The sequence below is a fragment of the Hymenobacter volaticus genome, assembly GCF_022921055.1.
GTDB classification, from domain to species: domain Bacteria; phylum Bacteroidota; class Bacteroidia; order Cytophagales; family Hymenobacteraceae; genus Hymenobacter; species Hymenobacter volaticus.
This window is the reverse complement of record NZ_CP095061.1, coordinates 3,743,733-3,762,049: the sequence shown is the minus strand read 5'-3', so window position 1 is coordinate 3,762,049 and position 18,317 is coordinate 3,743,733. Positions and strand designations below refer to the sequence as shown.

At 55.0% G+C, this 18,317-nt stretch carries 17 protein-coding genes; 8 read left to right on the top strand and 9 right to left on the bottom strand.

Going from position 1 to position 18,317, the window contains the following annotated elements; all coding sequences use genetic code 11:
• Positions 1 to 144 precede the first annotated feature (144 nt).
• Entirely contained in the window at positions 145 to 687 is a 543-nt protein-coding gene (locus tag MUN86_RS16345; RefSeq protein ID WP_245119125.1) for a hypothetical protein, read from the top strand.
• Between the two features lie 170 nt (positions 688 to 857).
• Positions 858 to 2,708 carry a DUF885 domain-containing protein gene (locus tag MUN86_RS16340; protein ID WP_245119124.1) on the top strand — a complete coding sequence of 617 codons (1,851 nt, stop codon included), beginning with the start codon at positions 858 to 860 and terminating at the stop codon, positions 2,706 to 2,708.
• Positions 2,709 to 2,789: 81 nt separating this feature from the next.
• Here MUN86_RS16340 and MUN86_RS16335 read toward each other — a convergent pair whose 3' ends face one another.
• Positions 2,790 to 3,656: an aldo/keto reductase gene (locus MUN86_RS16335; RefSeq protein WP_245119123.1), complete on the bottom strand. Its 867-nt coding sequence runs from the start codon at positions 3,654 to 3,656 to the stop codon at positions 2,790 to 2,792.
• 270 nt (positions 3,657 to 3,926) lie between these two features.
• On the opposite strand from MUN86_RS16335, the gene MUN86_RS16330 reads away from it, so the two are divergent.
• On the top strand, positions 3,927 to 4,577 hold the full coding sequence (locus tag MUN86_RS16330; protein ID WP_245119122.1) for a flavin reductase family protein: 651 nt from the start codon (positions 3,927 to 3,929) through the stop codon (positions 4,575 to 4,577).
• A 119-nt stretch (positions 4,578 to 4,696) separates the two neighbouring features.
• Here the strand turns inward: MUN86_RS16330 and MUN86_RS16325 are convergent, their stop codons facing one another.
• Together MUN86_RS16325 and MUN86_RS16320 are read right to left on the bottom strand one after the other, a co-directional pair.
• Complete coding sequence (locus MUN86_RS16325; protein ID WP_245119121.1) at positions 4,697 to 5,500, bottom strand: hypothetical protein; 804 nt, start codon at positions 5,498 to 5,500, stop codon at positions 4,697 to 4,699.
• Complete coding sequence (locus tag MUN86_RS16320) at positions 5,497 to 7,857, bottom strand: TonB-dependent receptor (RefSeq protein WP_245119120.1); 2,361 nt, start codon at positions 7,855 to 7,857, stop codon at positions 5,497 to 5,499. Before MUN86_RS16320 ends, MUN86_RS16325 begins: the two co-directional genes overlap by 4 nt.
• A gap of 438 nt (positions 7,858 to 8,295) precedes the next feature.
• Between MUN86_RS16320 and MUN86_RS16315 the strand changes: the two genes are divergently transcribed.
• A complete protein-coding gene (locus MUN86_RS16315; RefSeq protein WP_245119119.1) occupies positions 8,296 to 8,799 on the top strand; it encodes a DUF4126 family protein in 504 nt (167 codons plus the stop codon).
• Between the two features lie 70 nt (positions 8,800 to 8,869).
• Here MUN86_RS16315 and MUN86_RS16310 read toward each other — a convergent pair whose 3' ends face one another.
• From MUN86_RS16310 to MUN86_RS16300, 3 genes are all read right to left on the bottom strand, one after another.
• Positions 8,870 to 9,190: a hypothetical protein gene (locus tag MUN86_RS16310; protein WP_245119118.1), complete on the bottom strand. Its 321-nt coding sequence runs from the start codon at positions 9,188 to 9,190 to the stop codon at positions 8,870 to 8,872.
• Between the two features lie 283 nt (positions 9,191 to 9,473).
• Positions 9,474 to 10,490, bottom strand: coding sequence for an MBL fold metallo-hydrolase (locus MUN86_RS16305; protein WP_245119117.1), 1,017 nt, complete (start codon positions 10,488 to 10,490; stop codon positions 9,474 to 9,476).
• 97 nt (positions 10,491 to 10,587) lie between these two features.
• On the bottom strand, positions 10,588 to 12,150 hold the full coding sequence (locus tag MUN86_RS16300) for an HTTM domain-containing protein (RefSeq protein ID WP_245119116.1): 1,563 nt from the start codon (positions 12,148 to 12,150) through the stop codon (positions 10,588 to 10,590).
• A 128-nt stretch (positions 12,151 to 12,278) separates the two neighbouring features.
• Here MUN86_RS16300 and MUN86_RS16295 point away from each other — a divergent pair, with 128 nt between their 5' ends.
• Complete coding sequence (locus tag MUN86_RS16295) at positions 12,279 to 12,872, top strand: hypothetical protein (protein ID WP_245119115.1); 594 nt, start codon at positions 12,279 to 12,281, stop codon at positions 12,870 to 12,872.
• Between the two features lie 326 nt (positions 12,873 to 13,198).
• On the opposite strand, the gene MUN86_RS16290 is transcribed toward MUN86_RS16295, so the two are convergent.
• Positions 13,199 to 13,621 carry a hypothetical protein gene (locus tag MUN86_RS16290; protein WP_245119114.1) on the bottom strand — a complete coding sequence of 141 codons (423 nt, stop codon included), beginning with the start codon at positions 13,619 to 13,621 and terminating at the stop codon, positions 13,199 to 13,201.
• 107 nt (positions 13,622 to 13,728) lie between these two features.
• Positions 13,729 to 14,625: a hypothetical protein gene (locus MUN86_RS16285; protein WP_245119113.1), complete on the bottom strand. Its 897-nt coding sequence runs from the start codon at positions 14,623 to 14,625 to the stop codon at positions 13,729 to 13,731.
• A 331-nt stretch (positions 14,626 to 14,956) separates the two neighbouring features.
• Here MUN86_RS16285 and MUN86_RS16280 point away from each other — a divergent pair, with 331 nt between their 5' ends.
• The 3 genes from MUN86_RS16280 to MUN86_RS16270 all read left to right on the top strand — a co-directional run bounded on the left by MUN86_RS16280 (position 14,957) and on the right by MUN86_RS16270 (position 16,820).
• Positions 14,957 to 15,361 carry a thiol-disulfide oxidoreductase DCC family protein gene (locus MUN86_RS16280; RefSeq protein WP_245119112.1) on the top strand — a complete coding sequence of 135 codons (405 nt, stop codon included), beginning with the start codon at positions 14,957 to 14,959 and terminating at the stop codon, positions 15,359 to 15,361.
• A gap of 50 nt (positions 15,362 to 15,411) precedes the next feature.
• The gene (locus MUN86_RS16275) at positions 15,412 to 16,416 is read left to right on the top strand and encodes a zinc-binding dehydrogenase (protein WP_245119111.1); all 1,005 of its coding nucleotides are present in this window, start codon (positions 15,412 to 15,414) and stop codon (positions 16,414 to 16,416) included.
• Between the two features lie 122 nt (positions 16,417 to 16,538).
• Complete coding sequence (locus MUN86_RS16270) at positions 16,539 to 16,820, top strand: hypothetical protein (RefSeq protein ID WP_245119110.1); 282 nt, start codon at positions 16,539 to 16,541, stop codon at positions 16,818 to 16,820.
• 91 nt (positions 16,821 to 16,911) lie between these two features.
• On the opposite strand, the gene MUN86_RS16265 is transcribed toward MUN86_RS16270, so the two are convergent.
• Entirely contained in the window at positions 16,912 to 18,303 is a 1,392-nt protein-coding gene (locus MUN86_RS16265; RefSeq protein ID WP_245119109.1) for an FAD/NAD(P)-binding protein, read from the bottom strand.
• Positions 18,304 to 18,317: the final 14 nt, after the last annotated feature.

The following is an 18,317-nucleotide window of genomic DNA, read 5'->3' as shown; positions in this document are numbered from 1 at the left end:
AATGGTGCTAGTACAGGAGCAATTCGTGTCAGAGGTAAAATATTTGGTTCACGGAATTCTTTAAGAAATTATGATTTCATCAATGTGACAGAGGCTGAAGATCCTAGCGTTAGCTCGAATTGTAATGTTGCAGTTCCGCTACCTGTGGAGCTAGTGAGCTTTGATGCCAAGTACGACAACAATCAAGTGATAGTGCGGTGGGCAACGGCGTCGGAAAAAGATGCGGCTACCTTCTCGGTTGAGCGTTCTTCGGATGGCAAGAATTTCAGTTCTGTTGCCGTAGTGCCGGCCGCTGGTACCTCTGCCACCCGTCGTGAATACGAAGCCATTGACCGCAGCATGCGCAGTGGCCTAAACTACTACCGCCTAAAGCAGACGGACCTCGATGGCACCTTCACGTACTCGCAAGTGCTACCTGTGCAGGTAGGGGAGACGCAACAGAAGCTGGAAGCGTACGGCAGCCAGGGCAATCTCAACATTGTAATGCAAACACCCGGCACGTTGCAGCAACTGCGGGTGCTTGATCCGATGGGTCGGGTGCTCTATTCAGAGACGTTGTCTGAGGGCGCTACAGGCCTTGTGACGCGTACGGTACCCATGACTGGTGGCGCGGAAAGCCGCGTGTACATGATACAGGCCGTCACGTCGCAGGGGGTGGTAAACAAGAAATTCATGACGGTCAATTAACTGACCGGCATCTTTTGCATAAGCTCGAACCGCAAAAAGCCCGTGAGGATGTTCCTCACGGGCTTTTTGCGGTTCAAATATCAAGAATAGGGCCATGCAGATGTTTAGTTGTTCTGTGAACCGCGCAAACCCCTTACCTTTTGACCACGAAACCTTGTTGTAATTTCTACATGAAGAAGTTTGCCTTTACCGGCCTGCTGGCTGTAACCTTGTTAAGTGCTTGCAACCAGCAGAAACCTGCTGCTGATGGCAGCGCGCCCATTGAGACCGACGTGGCCAAAATCAAGAAATTGCCGGACCTTTTTGCTGGGTATTGGGAAGAGCAGGCTCGCTTATTTCCGCTCGACGCCACCACCCAGGGCGACAACCGCTACAACGACCAATTGCCCAACGACCAGACCCGCGCCTTTCGGCAACAAGTCCAGACGTTCTACCAGAAATACCTTGACGCCCTCAAGAAATTCGACCGCGGGAGCCTGTCGGAAAACGACAAAATCAGCTACGATATTTTCCAGTACGACCTCGAAACCAAGCTGGAGGGACTGAAATTGAACACCTGGATGATGCCATTCCAGCAGTTTTGGGGCCTGCCTATCACGATGGGGCAATACGGCTCGGGCGAAGGTGTGCAGCCCTTTAAAACGGCCAAGGACTACGACAACTGGCTCGGCCGGGTGCGCGGGTTCTCGGTGTGGGGCGATTCGGCCATTGCCAATTTCCGGCAGGGCATGAAAGCCGGGGTGGTGCTACCCAAAACGCTGGTGCAAAAGATGATTCCGCAGATGCGCGACTTGGTGGTGACGGACCCCACTAAGAGCCTATTCTACGGCCCCATCAACCGGTTCCCGAAGGAAGTATCAGCCGAAGATCAGCAGCGTATTACCACCGAATACAAGAAGGCCATTCTAGAGGAACTGGTGCCCACGTACCAGAAGCTCGGTAATTTTCTCGAGAAAGAGTATTTGCCGAAAGCCCGGCCGACTACTGGTATTTCGGTCGTGCCCGGCGGCCCGGAAATCTACCGTTACTACGTGAAGAGCTGGACCACCACCGACAAAACGCCGGAGGAAATCTATCAGACGGGTATGGCCGAGGTGAAGCGCATCCGCACCGAAATGGAGAAGGTAAAGGCGCAAGTAGGCTTCCAGGGCGACTTGAAGGCTTTCTTCGCTTCCCTGAAGACCGACCCCAAACTGATGCCCTACAAGACGCCGGAAGACGTACTAAATGCTTTCCGGGCTATCCAGACCAAAATCACGCCTAGCTTGCCCAAGATGTTTGGGCGCACGCCCAAAACGCCGTTCGAAATCCGGCAGACGGAAGCTTTCCGGGCCGCCTCGGCTTCGGCCGAGTACAACCAGGGCAGTCCGGATGGCTCGCGGCCGGGTATCTTCTACATTCCGATTGTAGATGCGACCAAGTTCAATACCACGTCGGGTATGGAATCGTTATTTTTGCATGAGGCCATTCCGGGCCACCACTACCAGATTTCATTGCAACAGGAAAACGAGAACCTGCCTAAGTTTCGCCGGTTTGCCTGGTACGGAGCCATGGGCGAAGGCTGGGCCTTGTATACTGAGAGCCTCGGCAAGGAGCTAGGGCTCTACACCGACCCCTACCAGTACATGGGCGCCCTCGGCGACGAAATGCACCGCGCCGTGCGTTTGGTAGTCGACGTGGCTATGCATACCAAAGACATGACCCGCGAGCAGGCCATTGCCTATATGATGGAAAATGAAGCCATTAGCGAGGAAGGCGCCACAGCCGAGATAGAGCGGTACATGGCCATTCCCGGACAGGCGCTGAGCTATAAAATTGGCGCCCTAAAAATTCGGGAGCTGCGCGAAAAGTACCAGAAGCAGCTCGGCGTTCAGAAGAACAGGCTGCGCGAAGAATACGCTGGCCAAAACAAAGAACACTTCCGGCTTGCCGACTTCCACGATGAACTGCTGAAAGACGGTGTGATGCCTCTTTCGGTATTAGAGCGTAAAATGGATACTTGGGCCTTGGGGCAGAGATAATAATCTGCCCGTTCAACAAAACAGCCCCGGTAGCTATGCTAGCATAGCTACCGGGGCTGTTTTGTTGAACGATTTATTGCTTTAGGCAGGATTGAGCGATTCTAGCTCGCTCATATCTTCCGGTGTAAGCGCGATGGAAGCGGCTTGCATGTTCTCTTCAAGGTGCTTCACTTTCGAGGTGCCGGGAATGAGCAGGATATTGGGCGCGCGGTGCAACAGCCAGCTCAGGGCCACTTGCTGCTTAGTGGCGTTGTATTTCTGGCCGATCTGGGTGAGCTTGTCGAGGGCCTGCGCATTGCCGCCACTCAGCGGGTACCACGGAATAAAGGCAATGCCATTCTGCTCGGTGTAATTCAGTTCGGCTTCCCACTTGCGGTTGTCCACGCTGTACATGTTCTGCACCGATACCACCTTCACGTACTCCTGGGCCTTCTGAATTTGCTCAACGGTTACTTCCGACAAGCCAATGTGTTTTACCAAGCCTTCTTCCTGCACTTGCTGCAAGAATTCTAGCGTCTGCTCGAACGGTACTTTCGGATCGACGCGGTGCAGCTGATACAAGTCAATTTGATCGAGCTTGAGGCGTTTGAGGCTGCCTTCCAGGGCTTCGCGCAGGTGGCTTGGGCTGGCATCAATGGGCCACTGATTGGGTCCAGTGCGCAGCAAACCGCCTTTGGTCGCAATCAGCAAACCGGCCGCATACGGATGCAACGCTTCGGCAATCAGCTCCTCCGATACATTGGGGCCATAGCTGTCGGCGGTGTCGATGAAGTTGACGCCTAGTTCCACCGCCCGTTGCAGCACCCGGATGGATTCGTCATGGTCTTGGGGCGGCCCCCAAATACCGTCGCCGGTAATGCGCATGGCGCCGTAGCCCATACGGTTCACTGTAATATCGCCGCCTAGAGAGTAGGTAGCATCGAAAGAAGTTTCGGTTGCGTTGGCCATTTTAGGTCGAGGTTAATTGAAATGCGTACGGTTTATTTAACGGAACTCCCAAGCATTGGGTGACGACATAACAAGGAATATGGTTGCCTGACGTGCTTGCCGCTTTGTTAAACCTTTCTACTTCTATTTTGCTTTTTTGCAGCCGGCAAAATGTTCTGTGACGGCTTTGTGCGCAGGTTTAAGCACTTCCTCGGTCGGTGAAATTCTATGCCTCTGTAGTTAATCCTTGCCTCTTTCAGTTCTGTACCTCGTTCTTATTTCACTTTCTCTATGCGCCATATCACCCCCGCCGACCTTCAGGCTTTCGAGAAGGTGTACCGTCTCAACCTCATCAATGCCCTGCCCGGCTATAAGCCTACCAACCTGATTGGCACTGCCGATGCGGAAGGCTTCACCAACCTTGCTATTTTCAGTTCGGTTATTCATTTGGGGTCGGCGCCGGCAGTGTTGGGCATAGTCACGCGGCCTACCACGGTGCCGCGCCACACCTATCAGAACCTGAAAACCACGGGCTGCTTCACCATCAACCACGTGCACGCCAGCTTCGTGGGCCAGGCCCACTACACCTCCGCCGACTTCGACGCCGACCAATCCGAGTTCGAGCAGTGCCACTTCACGCCCGAGTTTCGCGACGATTTTCCGGCGCCTTACGTCGGCGAAAGCAAAATCAGTATTGGCTTGCGCTTGAAAGAAGAACTACCGATTCATAACGGCACGGTGCTGATAGTAGGCACCGTCGAGCACATCTACCTCCCCGAAAACGTGCTGCTCCCCGACGGTACCCTCGACCTGCCCGCCGTCGACGATGTGTGCGTTTCCGGCCTCGATACCTATTACCGAGCCTCGTCGGTAGGCGCTTTTGCCTACGCCCGGCCGGGTCAGGGGCCACAAGTGAAAACAGCACCCGCCAGCAAGGAATAGAGATTGCTTGACTGAGTTGCACAAAAAAGCCCCGAGTTATCCGCTCGGGGCTTTTAGGTAAGTAAGCTCGTCTTAATCGAAGATGTAGCGCAAACCCACCTGAGCGCGCCAGCGGCTGTTTAGGTCGGTGTTGTTGATAAAGGTTTGGTTGCCGCCACGGAACTGGTAAGTAGGCGTGTCGGGGCGGCTGGAAGGTAGCTGGTTTCGATGAAGCGGTTGTTGGCGTACACGCGCCGCACGCCCCAATCTGAATTAAGCAGGTTGCCTAGGTTTTGCACGTCGAGGCTAAGTTGCAGCGTGTGCTTCCGCTCGCCGGTTTTCACCGAGAAATCTTGGAGCACCCGGGCATCGAGCTGCGTGTACCACGGGCTGATGGCACCATTGCGCGCGGTATACCCGCCACGGCGGTCCGATAAGTAATCATCCTGATTGATATAGGCGTTCAATTGTTCCCACTGCTGCGCCGCCGTTACGAGCACGTTACCGCTCTGGTCGCGGATGTCAACTAAGTTGATTTGGTCGCGGTTGGCGGGCACAAACAACAGGTCGTTGCCAGGAATGCCGTCACGGTTTAGGTCGCCGGCGTAGGTGTAGGAGAAGCGGTTGCCTTGCGCCGCCTCGAAGAAGAAGCTGATGGTGGTGGCCAACCGGTCATCGGCATACGCGAAACGCTTACCTGCTGCTCCAATAACGCGGTGCCGCAAGCCGAAGTCGCTGTACGCCAACTGCGGATTGTTGGCGTTGCCAACCACAGGATTACGCTGGTAGGCATCAGCCGCAATTTCCCCGGGGTTCGACGTCACGTCCTTGGCCTGCGTGTAGGTATAGGCGGCTTGCACGTAGAGGCCGTTATCGAAGTCTTTCTTCAATTGCCCGGTCAGGTTGTACTGGTAGCCTTTGTTGGTGTTTTCCAGCACAATCACGCCAGCATCCAGGAAGCTAAACTGTCCATCGGGGCCGGTGAAGCCCGGCGTAATCCGGGGCCCGCTGTCGGATACACCAAGCGGGTGTCAGCACCTGTTAGCTGTTGGGTTGGCGTCACGAAGTTGTAGTTGCGGTGGATGGCCGCGTTGCGGTCCTTCGAGTAAATGGCCTCCAGCGTAGCTACGATACCGCCCGGCAGTTCCTGGTCGATGGCCAGATTGGAGCGCCATACCTGCGGAAACTTAAAGTCGCGGGCGGTGCCGTTGATCTGGAATGTGTAGCCGTTGGGGTCAAACTGCGAGTTGGAGGCCTGGTTGCTGATCCACACGAACGGGATACGACCAGTGAAAATGCCGGTACCGCCGCGAATTTGGGTGGTGAGGTCGTTTTCGATGGCGTAGTTGAAGCCTAGCCGCGGCGAGAAGAGCGGCGTCGCCTTCGGAAACTTGGTTACGTCAACTTGCGTCGGCCGACCTTCCGAATCCAACAGAGGCGCGGCGGCAATCTGCGGGTTGGGTGCTACGTCGGTATTGTAGATGGGCATATCGGCCCGCACGCCAAGCGTTAGTTTGAAGGCAGGTGTTACGTTCCATTCATCTTGCGCATACAAGCCAAGTTGCGCCACGTTCACATCCACCGATTTCACTCGGTTGCGGCCGCCAGCAGCGGCTACAGCGTTTAGGTCCACGAAAGCCGGATTCGAGCGGTCCGTCACCTGGAAGAAGCGGTCCACATCTAACCCGCCGAAGAAAGGGTAGCCGTAGCGGGCCAAGTTGAAGTCGTTGACGAAGTTGAACTGCTCGTACGTGACGCCAGCCGTCAGCACGTGGGCTCCGGCAAAATAGCTTAGGTTGTCGGTGAACTGCGTAATGTTCTGATCCAACCGGTTTTCGGCCGAAAACTGCTCGGTGCCCACGGTTACATACGTAGTGCCGTTGCGGGTGATGTCGAGCATGGGGAAAAGCGGCGCATTGGGCAATTCGCGGTAGTCGCGGAAAGCGGAGAAGCTGATTTGCGCCTTGTTGCTGAACTTCTCGCCAATGCGCGAGTTCAGCTCACCTACCACCGAGTTCAAGTCGTTGTTGATGGTATAGCCCGAATTCGAGTATTGGAGCGTGTTCACGCCCTGCACCCGAGACGAGGGCGCAATGGCAATAGGGTGGGGGCCCTGCTCACGGTAGCTTTTCAAGTAGTTGTAGCGCAGCGAGAAAGTATTCTTGGCGTTGATGTTCCAGTCGAACTTCACCAGAAACTTGTCGCTATAAGTGCGGTAGGTGAAGCCTTGGTACGAACCGGGGTCGTAGCCGTAGGTGTCAATCAGGCGCTGCCGAATGCCAATCAGGTCGCTTTCCAGCACCCGGCTCACGCCATCAGCCGAACCGTTGAGGGCCGCTTGCGCTTCGGTGGGGCTACTGGCGGGCCGAAACGTCAGGCCCGGGTCGTCGCGCCGCGTGATTTCGGCGTTGGTAAAAAAGAACAGCTTGTTTTTAAGGATGGGGCCACCGAGTGCGAAGCCCGTCTGGTTGAATTTCAGGTCGGGGTTCGTAATCTTCACGTCGCCAACTTTCTCTCCAATCAGGCTTTCATTGCGCAGGAAGGTATAGACCGTGCCTTTGAAGTCGTTGGTGCCGCTCTTGGTTACAGCATTCACGCCGGCTCCCGTAAAGCCGCCCTGGCGCACATCGTACGGAGCCAAGCTTACTTCCAGCTGCTCAATAGCATCCAGCGACACCGGCTGCGAGTTGGTTTGGCCGCCTGGAGTCGGGGCATCCAGCCCGAACGAGTTGTTGAAAATGGAACCGTCGAGCGAGAAGTTGTTGTAGAGCGTGTTGCGGCCCCCAAAGCTCAGGCCACTGCTTTGAGGCGTGAGACGCGTAAAATCTTCCTGCGAGCGGCTGATGGTAGGCAGCGTCCGGATGGCGTTGTTGTTGATGTTGGTAGAAGCCCCGGTGCGGTCCTTGTTGATTTGGCCGTCGCGGTTGCCTTTCACTACCACTTCGCCTAGCGCCTGAGAGGCATCGGTAAGCGTGATCTTGCTTTCGAAAGTCTTGCCCAGCGCCAACTGTATGCCGGTGTCAGTGTACGTCTGCGACCCAATAAACGAAACCACCAACTCGTAGGGACCTCCAACACGCATGTTCAGCAGGTCGTATTGGCCGTTGTCGCGGGAGGCAGTACCGTACTTGGTGCCCGTGGGCAAATGGGTAGCCACTACGGTGGCGCCGGGCAGGGGTTGGCCTTTGCTGTCGAGCACCAAGCCCTTCATGGCGGAGGTGGTCACACCTTGTGCCAAGCCATCAAAACTGCTTGCAAGCACAAAGCTTATCAGCAGAAACAAGAGTAGTTTGTTTTTCATAAGCGGAGGTAAAAGAGCGAGTAGTAATCAGAAGCACATCCTCTGAATCTGGGTGCGAAGGTATGTTACGCCTAAATGAATGATGCTTGCATAACATTTTGATAACGTTTAGGAAACATTAGATTGTGTGAGTCCTTTCCTCAGTCAGAAAGTTAAATGTCTGTTTGCGTTGACCTTATATAATAAAAATACACCGTAAATATCTGATTTTCTCTATGCTAGTCGTGAGATTGTATGGACGGCATCGAGCAGTCAAGCTTATTGTGCCGCGTTTATACCAGAGCATTTGGAGAAGGCCGGTTTTTGTGATGCTTCAGCACTATTGCGCAGAATATGGCTGTCGTAATTCGTTGGAAAAGAAGGGGGCGTAACAATTGGTCGTAAAAGCAGATTTGCCGTTCAAGGAGAAGCTTTTCTTCCACTGACTTCCTTATCATCATGCAGAAGTATTTTTGGCAAACCGTAGGCTTGGGCGCATTGGCTGGCTTCCGGAGCATAACTGCCCCAGCACTGCTCAGCGACAATCTTAGCAAGTTCAATCCGAGGGCCCTGGCCAATTCGCCTTTGCGGCTGCTGCAAAAGCCTTGGGTTGCAACTGGCCTCAAGCTCATGGCCGCCGGCGAAATGGTAGGCGACAAACTTCCTCAAGCGCCCGACCGCACCTCGCCTCCCGTCCTCACTGGCCGCTTGCTCTCAGGAGCCTTAATTGGCGCCACGCTCTACAAAGTCAACCACGATAGTGTGTTTAAGGGTGCCCTAGTGGGCGGCGCAGTAGCAGTGGCCGCTACATACGGCAGTCTTTTCTTGCGCAAAGAATCGGCGGCTCAATCAGGATTACCCGTTTCTGTGGTAGGCGGAATCGAGGATTTGCTCGTGCTGGTAGCTGGCTTGGCGCTATCAAAAGGCACGGATGCTGGTTCGCCAGCTGGCCGGGCATTGTAAGCAACTGTTCTTGAAATGAAAAAGCCCCGCTGATTACACATCAGCGGGGCTTTTTTGCGTCTGGTTAAGCTTATTCGGCCTTACGGGCAGTGCCTTTTACCTCAGGTGACTCGGTGGGTATCTGGCTGGTAGGCGAGCTAACGTCGCCGGGAGCTTGCTGCATACTGCCTGAGCCGGAAGCTGCTTGGTCAGCAGCTGAGCCTTTACCAATGGGCTTCTCAACTCGCTCTTGGGAAGAAATACTGTCGCGGTCAGTCTCGTTGGCAGTGGCTGGAGGCATCGAGCTGAAATCTTGTTCGCGCGCGGCGTCTTTGCCAGGTGAGTTTTGCGCATCGCAGCCCGAAAGTGCTACTATGGCCAGCAGCGCTAGCAGGTGGGGAAGTCGTTTCATAGGTATTAGGTTGGATGGTAGAGAAAACAAAGGAGATGCACGAGCGCAAACTGTCGGAACTGTACCCGCTGCTTCAGCGAACGTACTGCAAGGCACTGCGGTTGCGGTTTCATGGGCGTAGCACCTCGGCAATTTCACTTTACCGCAACCCTGCACCATCCGCAAGGAGTTGGAGACCAACAAATAGTGGGGTCTCTGCCACATGCGTTACGGACCCCTTCTACAAAAGACTTGCCCCGTCCTCTCCGGGTGGAGACAACGGGGCAAGAACGAGACAGCTACGCTAGCCGCGGTATATAGTGGACGACGAGTACGCCTTTTCTTTTTTGGAGCGGGGCTTGTAGCCGGAAATCTTGTTGCGGTTGCGCGACAGCCAGATACCGCCTACCACAGCCAAGCCCGCACCCACTAGCCACACCGGCAAGTTGGTGGAAGCAGCCGGTGGTACCGATACCACGCCGTTTTCGTTGGCTATAGCAGGGTGGCCAACATAGCGGCCGCGAACTGGCACGGCTTTTTCGTCGAAGTGCTCGACCAAGTCAGCAAGCTGTTGGCGCAGTTCCTCGCCTTCCATTGGAATACCGTGGCCGGTAGCAGCCAAAGAAGGAGCCAGACCCGCCAGTAAGGCCACCGAATGGCGGGAGTGCTGCCAGTCGGGTGTGAAATAAGCAGGCGGACCATTCACCTCTTGGCGTTGCGACCAAGTGGCTATTCCTGATTCGGCCTCAACCGTCACAAAGGCATCACCGGCTACCAAAACATGGTCGTGCTCCCGGAAAAACGAGACGTGACCCGGCGTATGGCCCGGCGTGTGCACCCAGCGCCAACCGGGCAGGTTTGGAATCGTGCCATCAGCGGGCAACTTCTGTACGCGCGTGCCTAGGTTGATAGGCTTCTTAGGGTACAAAAATGACAATGCCGACATAGCGCCGCCCACCGTTGGGTCGGGTGGGGGATAAGAAGAGCGACCCGTGAGGTACGGCATCTCTAGCGAGTGCGCGTACACCGGCGCATTAGGCCAAACTGTAAGCAGATGCCCTAAAGCGCCAACGTGGTCGAAGTGGCCGTGCGTGAGCAGGATGGCAGCAGGTGGGTTGTTTTGCCCGAAAAGTGCCTCGGCTGAGCGTTGGATTTTTTCGCCCGAGCCCGGAAGGCCAGCATCAATAAGCACCCACGAGTCGGTGGGAAGATCAGAGTCGCGCACAAAGTATAGGTTCGCGAATACGTCGCGCAGGCCCCAGAGGCCCGCCGTAACGTGTTGCAGCGCGGGGGTATTGGCGCGGTTGGCTTTGTTGGACATAGTTTTTTAGGGTGAGGATGGAAAATAAGCAGCCGGTGAAATAGCGTACGGGCTAACGGCACCAATAGTGACACACCGCTCGCCGCAAAGCCCGATTCTAGTTCGGTAATACGGCCGCGGCTTTCGGTGCTTCCGGCGCTGGCACTTCGGCGTCGCAGCCGCAAAGCACTTCGCGCGTGGGGGTTACTACTTTGTAATCAGGCTGCGACACTTCCTTCATATAAATGACGTCGAGGTGGCGCAGGGGTGGATTTGCCGGGTTTTCGCTCCAAATCCGCAAGAGGTAGTTGCAGTAATAAGGACGCATGTAGGTGTTCGAGACAAACAGGTAGTTCTCTGAATACTTGCGCCACCGGTCGTTTTTGAAAAGCCGCATGACCGATTCCGGCTTCTCGTACGTGGTGGGGGCTCCTTTACGGTTCAGATCGAGGTGACGGCCATCGACGGTAGTAGCATCCAGGATGTACCAGCCATCGTCTTTGAACACCGTAGGCGCGAACATACCCCAATGCTGATCGACGCGCACCAGGAAGCCCAGCCACCGAAATCCTTCGCTCATCGTCCAACGCGGATCAACAATGTTGTCGAAGTTCCACCAGCATACATAAATCAGAATGCCGGTTACCAAGCCATTTCGCATGGCCCGTAGCAGCCGGTGAAAGCCGGCCGACAGTTCCAGCGTTGAGGCCACCTGTACTTTGATGGGCCGCCAAGTGGCTAGACGGCTTTGCAAAGGTGCCAGCCGTGCGGCTACGCGTGGCCTCAACCGTTGGGCAGCCGGCACCAAGCGGCGCTCCAGCCAGTCCATAGCAACGGGCGGCAACAAGCCAAGCACCGAGGCCATATTGATCAAGAAAAACAGTCCCACAAACAAGGTCAAACTAATGCCCGCGTGAAAGCCGAACATGATAACCACAAACAGTATCCGCCAGAAAGGCACCCAAAAAGGCAGAAACAGGATGAAGGGTAAGAACTTTTCCAGGTAATACGTGGCAAAAGTGAGTGTCTTCAGCAGGTCCGGGTATGGGTAAATAAGCTTGCCGCCCGGCATCAGCACTTGGTCGAGGCTGAGGGCGTAGTAGATGGCTGTTCCTTCGCGGCTCCACTCGGCACCTGTTTTTAGGAGTGCTGTGCACCAGTACACTAGCGCCAGTTGCACTACATACGCAATGGTAGCCGCGCTGAAATACTTGAGGTCGGTAGGGGCAGGCTGCTTGCGGGCATCTAGCGAGTAAACGCGGCCCCACGGCAGGAAGAAGCCCCAAAACAACAGCATTCGCAGTAAATCGTCGCCGCCTTGAGAGATGAGCGGATTGCGGTTTTGCAGCGAGACCAACAGTATCCACGATATAGCTGTAGCTAGTCGGGTTTTGTAACCGAGCAGCATGGCAATACCTGCCACCGCAGCTATCAAAAACAAAACGGCCTGTACTTGCCACAAGCCGCTGCTGCTGTGCACCGAGAATTCGTAAGGATTCCAGTTGTGCTCGAACAACACTTGCAGCGGTAGCACTCCCATATTGGAGTAAAGCGCTTCGAGGTCTGTACTCCGAATGCCTAAGTCAGTTAGCACGACGGCCGCTACAGCCGCCCGCAATAAGGCCAGCGCGCGTAAGTCGAATACAAAAGGACGACGAAGAACAGTAAGCAGTTGGAGCATAGGGTAAGGTAGGGCAACTCAGAAACGGACAGCCAAAAAAAGGCGGAAAGGCAACCACCGTTTCAGATGATCAGCCTTTCCGCCCTTTCGGCCGACTAAATAAGGTAAGCCGGCATTTCCCTTAGCGGGTGGTGCTGCCGCTGGTAGAGCCTGAAGTAGTACCGCCGCTCGTAGAAGAACCTGACGTGCTGCCGCTGGTGCTACGGCCTGAGTTTTTGCTGCCTGACTTCGAACGGCCCGTGGTACGGCCCGAAGTAGACGAAGTAGAAGAACCGCTAGTAGTACCCGAAGTCATGGAACCCGAACCGCTGGTAGAGCCCGAAGTTGAACCCATCGAACCCGAACCGGAAGTAGTGCCCATCGAGCCCGAGGTAGAACCCGAAGTGGTGCCTGAAGTTGAACCCGAGGTCATCGAGCCGGAAGTGCTACCGGCGGTAGTACCGGACGTGGTGCCCGTGGTAGTTCCAGCCGTAGTGCCGGAGGTGGTGCCCGACGTCAACGAACCGGAAGTGGTACCGGAGGTCGTGCCCATGGTCGAGGTGCCGCTAGTGGTACCCGAAGTCATCGAGCCGCTAGTGCTGCCAGCGGTCATCGAGCCAGAGCCCGAAGTAGTGCCTGTGGTGGTAGAACCCGAAGTGGTACGACCAGCAGTCGTGCCAGAAGTTGAACTTGTGGTCGAGCCCGAGGTAGAACCCGAAGTGCTGCCGCTAGTGGTAGTTTGAGCTAAAGCAGATACGCTGGAAGAAGCTACTAATGCGGCAACGAATGCGGCGGAAAGGAAGAATGAAGACTTTTTCATAGCGAAAAAAACAAGGTGGATGTAGAATCAATTAGATGAAGGGTGGCAATGGGGCTTATACGACTGTTCAACTCGTTATGGTTGAAAAATGCAGTTTGAATTAATACTGAATTTTTCCAACGACGAAAACAGCGATAAATACCTGCTGAGCTACCGCTTCAGTCCCATGTCTACGGGTTTATACGGGGCAAGAGTTGCTGATATGTATAGACAACCCCCTGATTGCCCAAATTTTATTTGCTTTCAAGGCTACTGACCAGTCGTTGAACCGCCACCAGTTCCGGAGGTAGTACCACCTGATCCGCCAGCTGCTCCGGTTGTGCCACTAGTGCTGCCAGCACCCGTGCCCGTCGAAACAGGGCCGTTGCTCATGGTACCACCGTTGGTGGTGCTACCCGTAGTACCCGAGGTTGAACTGCCTCCTGCTGCGCCACCGGTTGCTCCGCCAGCGGCTGCGTCGTCGCCATTGGACACGTCGCCCGTACTCACCGAATCCATAGCTGTGTTGGAGGTACCGTTGATATCAGAGCTGCCGTTGGCATCGGAATCGGTGGCTGCATCACCCGAGCCAGTGCTCGACTCAGAGGCGCTGCCATTGCCGCCGCAAGAGCTAAGAGAAAGTGCCGCACCGAAAATGGCTGCTGCTAGGAAGTTGAAACGTGGTCTGTACATAAGAGGGAAGGAAAGTGGAAAGATGTGAATAGCACCCTTCTACGAGTCAGCCGCACAGATGGTCCATAACAGGAATCATTTGTGCGGCCGAACGCAGAATTAGTGAATCAATCAGGTAGTGCCGCCACCTCCACCGGTGGTGCCCCGCCCGAAGTGGTACCACCACCCGAGGTAGTACCTCCGGTTGTGCTTGAGGTGGTGCCGCCAGTCGAGCCAGAGGTGGTGCCTGAGGTAGTTCCACCAGTTGTTGAGCCACCAGTCGTACCCGAGGTAGTTCCGGTAGTCGAGCCGGCTGTAGTGCCCGAAGTAGTACCACCCGTGGTGCTGGTAGTAGAGCCACCCGTAGTACCTGAAGTAGTGCCGCCCGTTGAGCCCGACGTGGTACCGCCGGTAGTTGAACCACCTGTGGTTCCCGAAGTCGTACCTCCAGTAGTACCAGCCGTGGTTCCGCCGGTTGTGCTACCAGCTGTAGTTCCGCCTGTAGTGCCGCTCGTGGTACCTGTAGTTGAGCCGGCTGTAGTGCCCGAGGTGGTGCCGGTTGTTGAACCCGCCGTTGTGCCACTGGTAGTCGTGCCGGAGGTGGTGGTGCCGCTAGTCGTACCAGAAGTGGTGCCTGTGGTCGAACCGGCTGTAGTGCCTGCGGTAGTTGTACCGGCCGTGGTGCCTGAAGTGGTAGTGCCACTTGTAGTACCGGCCGTAGTACCCGAAGTAGTGGTGCCACTGGTGGTAGTACCAGCTGTGGTGCCTGAAGTAGTGCCTGAAGTGGTAGTGCCGCTGGTTGTGGTACCAGCTGTAGTACCTGAAGTGGTTCCAGTTGTAGTACCGCTAGTCGTGCTGGTGGTAGTGCCCGACGTAGTGCCGGAGGTTGTTCCAGTTGTAGAACCGCTGGTAGTGCCAGAGGTGGTAGATGGGGTGCTTGTTCCGTCGTCGTCATCGCAGGAAGTCATACCCAACGATAAGCTCAGGATGGCGGCCGGAATGGCCAGTAACCAATTTTTTTTCATAGCGCAGAAAGATGTTTAGGTAGCGGAAAACTTCTTTCGCTATACGGGCATAACAAGAATGCAAAGAGGATTTTAATGCTGTATTAATACCGATTTTTCCTATTTCAAGACTAAGTGAAAATACGGAATATGCTTATTATTCAGATGTTTAAACAAAATTATGGCTTTATACATCTGTATTATTTAATATTAAGTAACAATATCTTAACCTAAAAGCTTCCTGCTTATCATCGAGTTTAGTGAGTGCCGAACAGCTTGTTGTGGTCTACGTATTGCTGCTAGCTGACAATACCTGTTACATCAGGCTTACTTCGTCATATTTTCCGCTTCTATGGCTCTTCTCCCTGCCGTTATCCTATTCGATGGCGTTTGCAACCTCTGCAACGGCTTTGTGCAGTTTGTTATCAACCACGACCCTGCAGAGCATTTTCATTTCACTTCCCTGCAATCGGAGGCTGGCCGGGAACTGCTGGCCGCGCACGGTCTACCTCCTGTAGTGGAGCCCGAAACGGTGATACTAATTGAACAAGGCCAAGTATACACGCACTCCACAGCGGCTCTGCGCATTCTGCGGCAGCTAAGTGGGCTGTGGTCGTGGCTATACGCTGCTATAGTGTTGCCCCGGCCGGTGCGCGATTGGGCGTATCGTTTTGTGGCGCGGCACCGCTACCAGTGGTTTGGCCACCGCGACGCCTGTATGCTGCCTACGCCAGCCCTCCGACAGCGTTTCTTATAGCTTCAACCTTTTACGCTGCACCAGCAATTTTCCCACCTAGTTTCCAACTCATGCAAGCTCTCGTCCTTGATGGTATCAATCAAGTCATTCAATTACGCGAAGTATCCACACCCCAACCGGGTCCGGGTGAGGTCCAAGTGCAACTGCACGCTGCCGCTCTCAACCACCGCGACGTCTGGATTCAGAAAGGGCAATACGCTGGCTTGAAGTTTCCCATTATTGTGGGTTCTGATGGAGCAGGCATTGTAACAGCGCTAGGTGAAGGAGTAAACGAGGATTTGCGCAACCAAGAAGTGCTTATCAACCCCGGCCATAATTGGGGCGACAAGCCGGCCGCCCAAGGCCGGGACTTTGCCATCCTAGGGCTACCGCACGACGGCACATTTGCCGAATATGTGTGCGTGCCTGCCCACTACGTGCAGCCTAAGCCCGCGCACCTGTCTTTCGAGCAGGCGGCCGCGCTACCGCTCGGTGGTGTTACTGCCTATCGGGCAATGTTCACGCGAGCTGCCTTGCAAGCCGGCGAACGAGTGCTCATCAACGGAATAGGAGGGGGGGTAGCCTTGCTGGCTTTACAAATGGCGCTAGTGGCCGGAGCTGAGGTATGGGTGACGTCGGGCTCGGAAGATAAAATTGAAAAAGCCGTAGCCATAGGCGCCAAAGGAGGCATCAGTTACAAAACCGAGAAATGGGCTGCTGCGCTCAGCAAACAAGCTGGCGGTGGGTTCGACGTAATAGTAGACAGCGCTGGCGGCCCTGGTTTCGGCGACTTGCTCGATGCCGCTGCTCCCGGCGCTCGTATCGTATTCTACGGTGCTACCAATGGCGACGTGCCCAACGTAGCCTTGCGCAAGGTGTTCTGGAAACAGCTTTCCTTACTCGGATCTACTATGGGTACCGAGCAAGATTTCAAAGAAATGGTGCGCTTTGTCGAGCAGCATCAGCTAGTGCCCGTAATAGACCAAACCTTCCCGCTAGCGGAGGGCGAAAAAGCCCTCCGTCGTATGGATGATAGTCTTCAATGCGGCAAGTTGATTTTGTCTATAAAGAACTGATTATAAGGTTTTTAATAAAAGAATTAAGTGCTGAAAAAGTGGCCTGCAACGGAATGAAAATCATAGTTGGTCTGTTGTACAGATATAGAAATTCATTCCTGCTTTTTTAGTAATTTGCTCTTATGAAAACGCCCGCCGAATACCTGCAGTGCCCGGTTTTTGACCTGACGTATCCCACGGGCGAATCCGCCGAATCGGTGCCTGTGGTAGCGTACAACGATGCGCTTCGCGCCGTAGAAGCCGCCCTTGCCGACGCAGAGAAGTACAGATACCTTTTAATGCGCGCCTTACGTCGCAACAACGCAACCTATACTGTTGCGCCGTCGCTGATACCTTCATTACCCGCTGTGCCCGAGACGCCAGTGGTGCCGCTTTATCCTGAGGAAGACGAAATAGCTGCTTAACGCTCCTTCCTTCTATCAATAGAAACGAAAAGACCGGCCTCGTAAGGCCGGTCTTTCTTTTTACTGCCACCAAGCAAAGGGTAGTATCCAGCTATTGATGACTGGCATTCCAGCGGCAGCCTAACTCTTGCGCTAGTGCCACTGCTTGCTGCCGTAGTTCTGGCACCGCCGTCGATTCAAAGTAAGCAGGTCGGCGACTTGGGCCTAAAGTGAAAAACAGTGCGGATGCCTCACCAGCGGCGTTTAGGAGCGCACCATGCTCATCGGTGAGGATACCCAGCCGCAACGGGTCTGGCTGTAAATGCTCGGTTGTCCGTAACTGAACAACTAGCGGGTCTTGAATGCGGGTGTAGTCCAGCAGAGGCCCGGTGCAGTTGATTACGTGCCGAGGCGTAAGGTAGGTGCTAGTCCCCTGGCGCTCGATTTGGACGCGCAGTGTATCACCAACTGGCTTGATGCCCCGTACCCGGCCACCCTGTGTTTGTAATTGGCCAGCGGCGATTAGCTCATGCAGTGCCGCATCGTTCTGCTGAGGGCTCCGATGTCGCAGCACTGACCACAAGGAAGACAAGTGCCGTATAAAACGAGCCTGCTCCACTAGCGGCCAAGCCGCCCATATGGCACCCAGATGAGGCCGTAACGAGTCGAAAACGGCTCGCCAAGGGGTGCCTTGTTCGGCTGCTTCTCTAACCTGTTGACGAACCGCAGCTACCACCTCTCCAACGGTATGCAGGCCTCGCAACTTAGTTTCGTAAAAACTAGGATAAGGCACCCCATACGATTGATGACTAACGGGCCACCGTTTGTTGCGCGATACCGCCGTAATAAGCGCCCGGTGTCCATCAGCGCGCAGCCCTAGCACTACGTCCACCGCTGTCAGCCCCGAGCCGATAAGCACTACCTCGTCGTCGGGTTTGATAGTGCGTAGGGCGCCTTCAGCCCATGGGTTGTTATGAAAGCCCGGATGGTTGAGGCTAGCGCCTGCCCCTGGTACGGTTAGCGGCGGGAAGTTGCCGAGGGCTAACACCACCACATCACTCTCGATTTCGGTGCCGTCTCCAAGGCGCACTGTCGCCGTTTGGTGGTTTGGAGCTACTTCCACGCCAATGGCAGCTTGTTGGTGCCACTCAAACCGAAGCCCATTAGATGCAGGGCCAGCCAGGATAGTCGTTGTCAAATCCTGCAGGTAGCGCCCGTAAGTCTGGCGGGGGCAAAAATTATTTTCACAAACGGGCCTGCCCGTTGCGTGCAGCCAACCAATAAAATGATTGGGCTGGTCAGGGAATGCACTAATGTTGGGAGCCCGCACGTTGAGCAAGTGCTCGGGTCGGCGGTCGAGGTAAGCCAAACCGGGTCCCAGCACCGGGCGTGGTTCAACTACATGAACGGTGCCAGCTAGCGGGTGGCGCAAGTGCGCCAACTGAATTGCCAACATCGAGCCCGAAAACCCGCCGCCTAAAATTGTAATGGTGCGTTGCTGCAAGACAAAGTAATTAG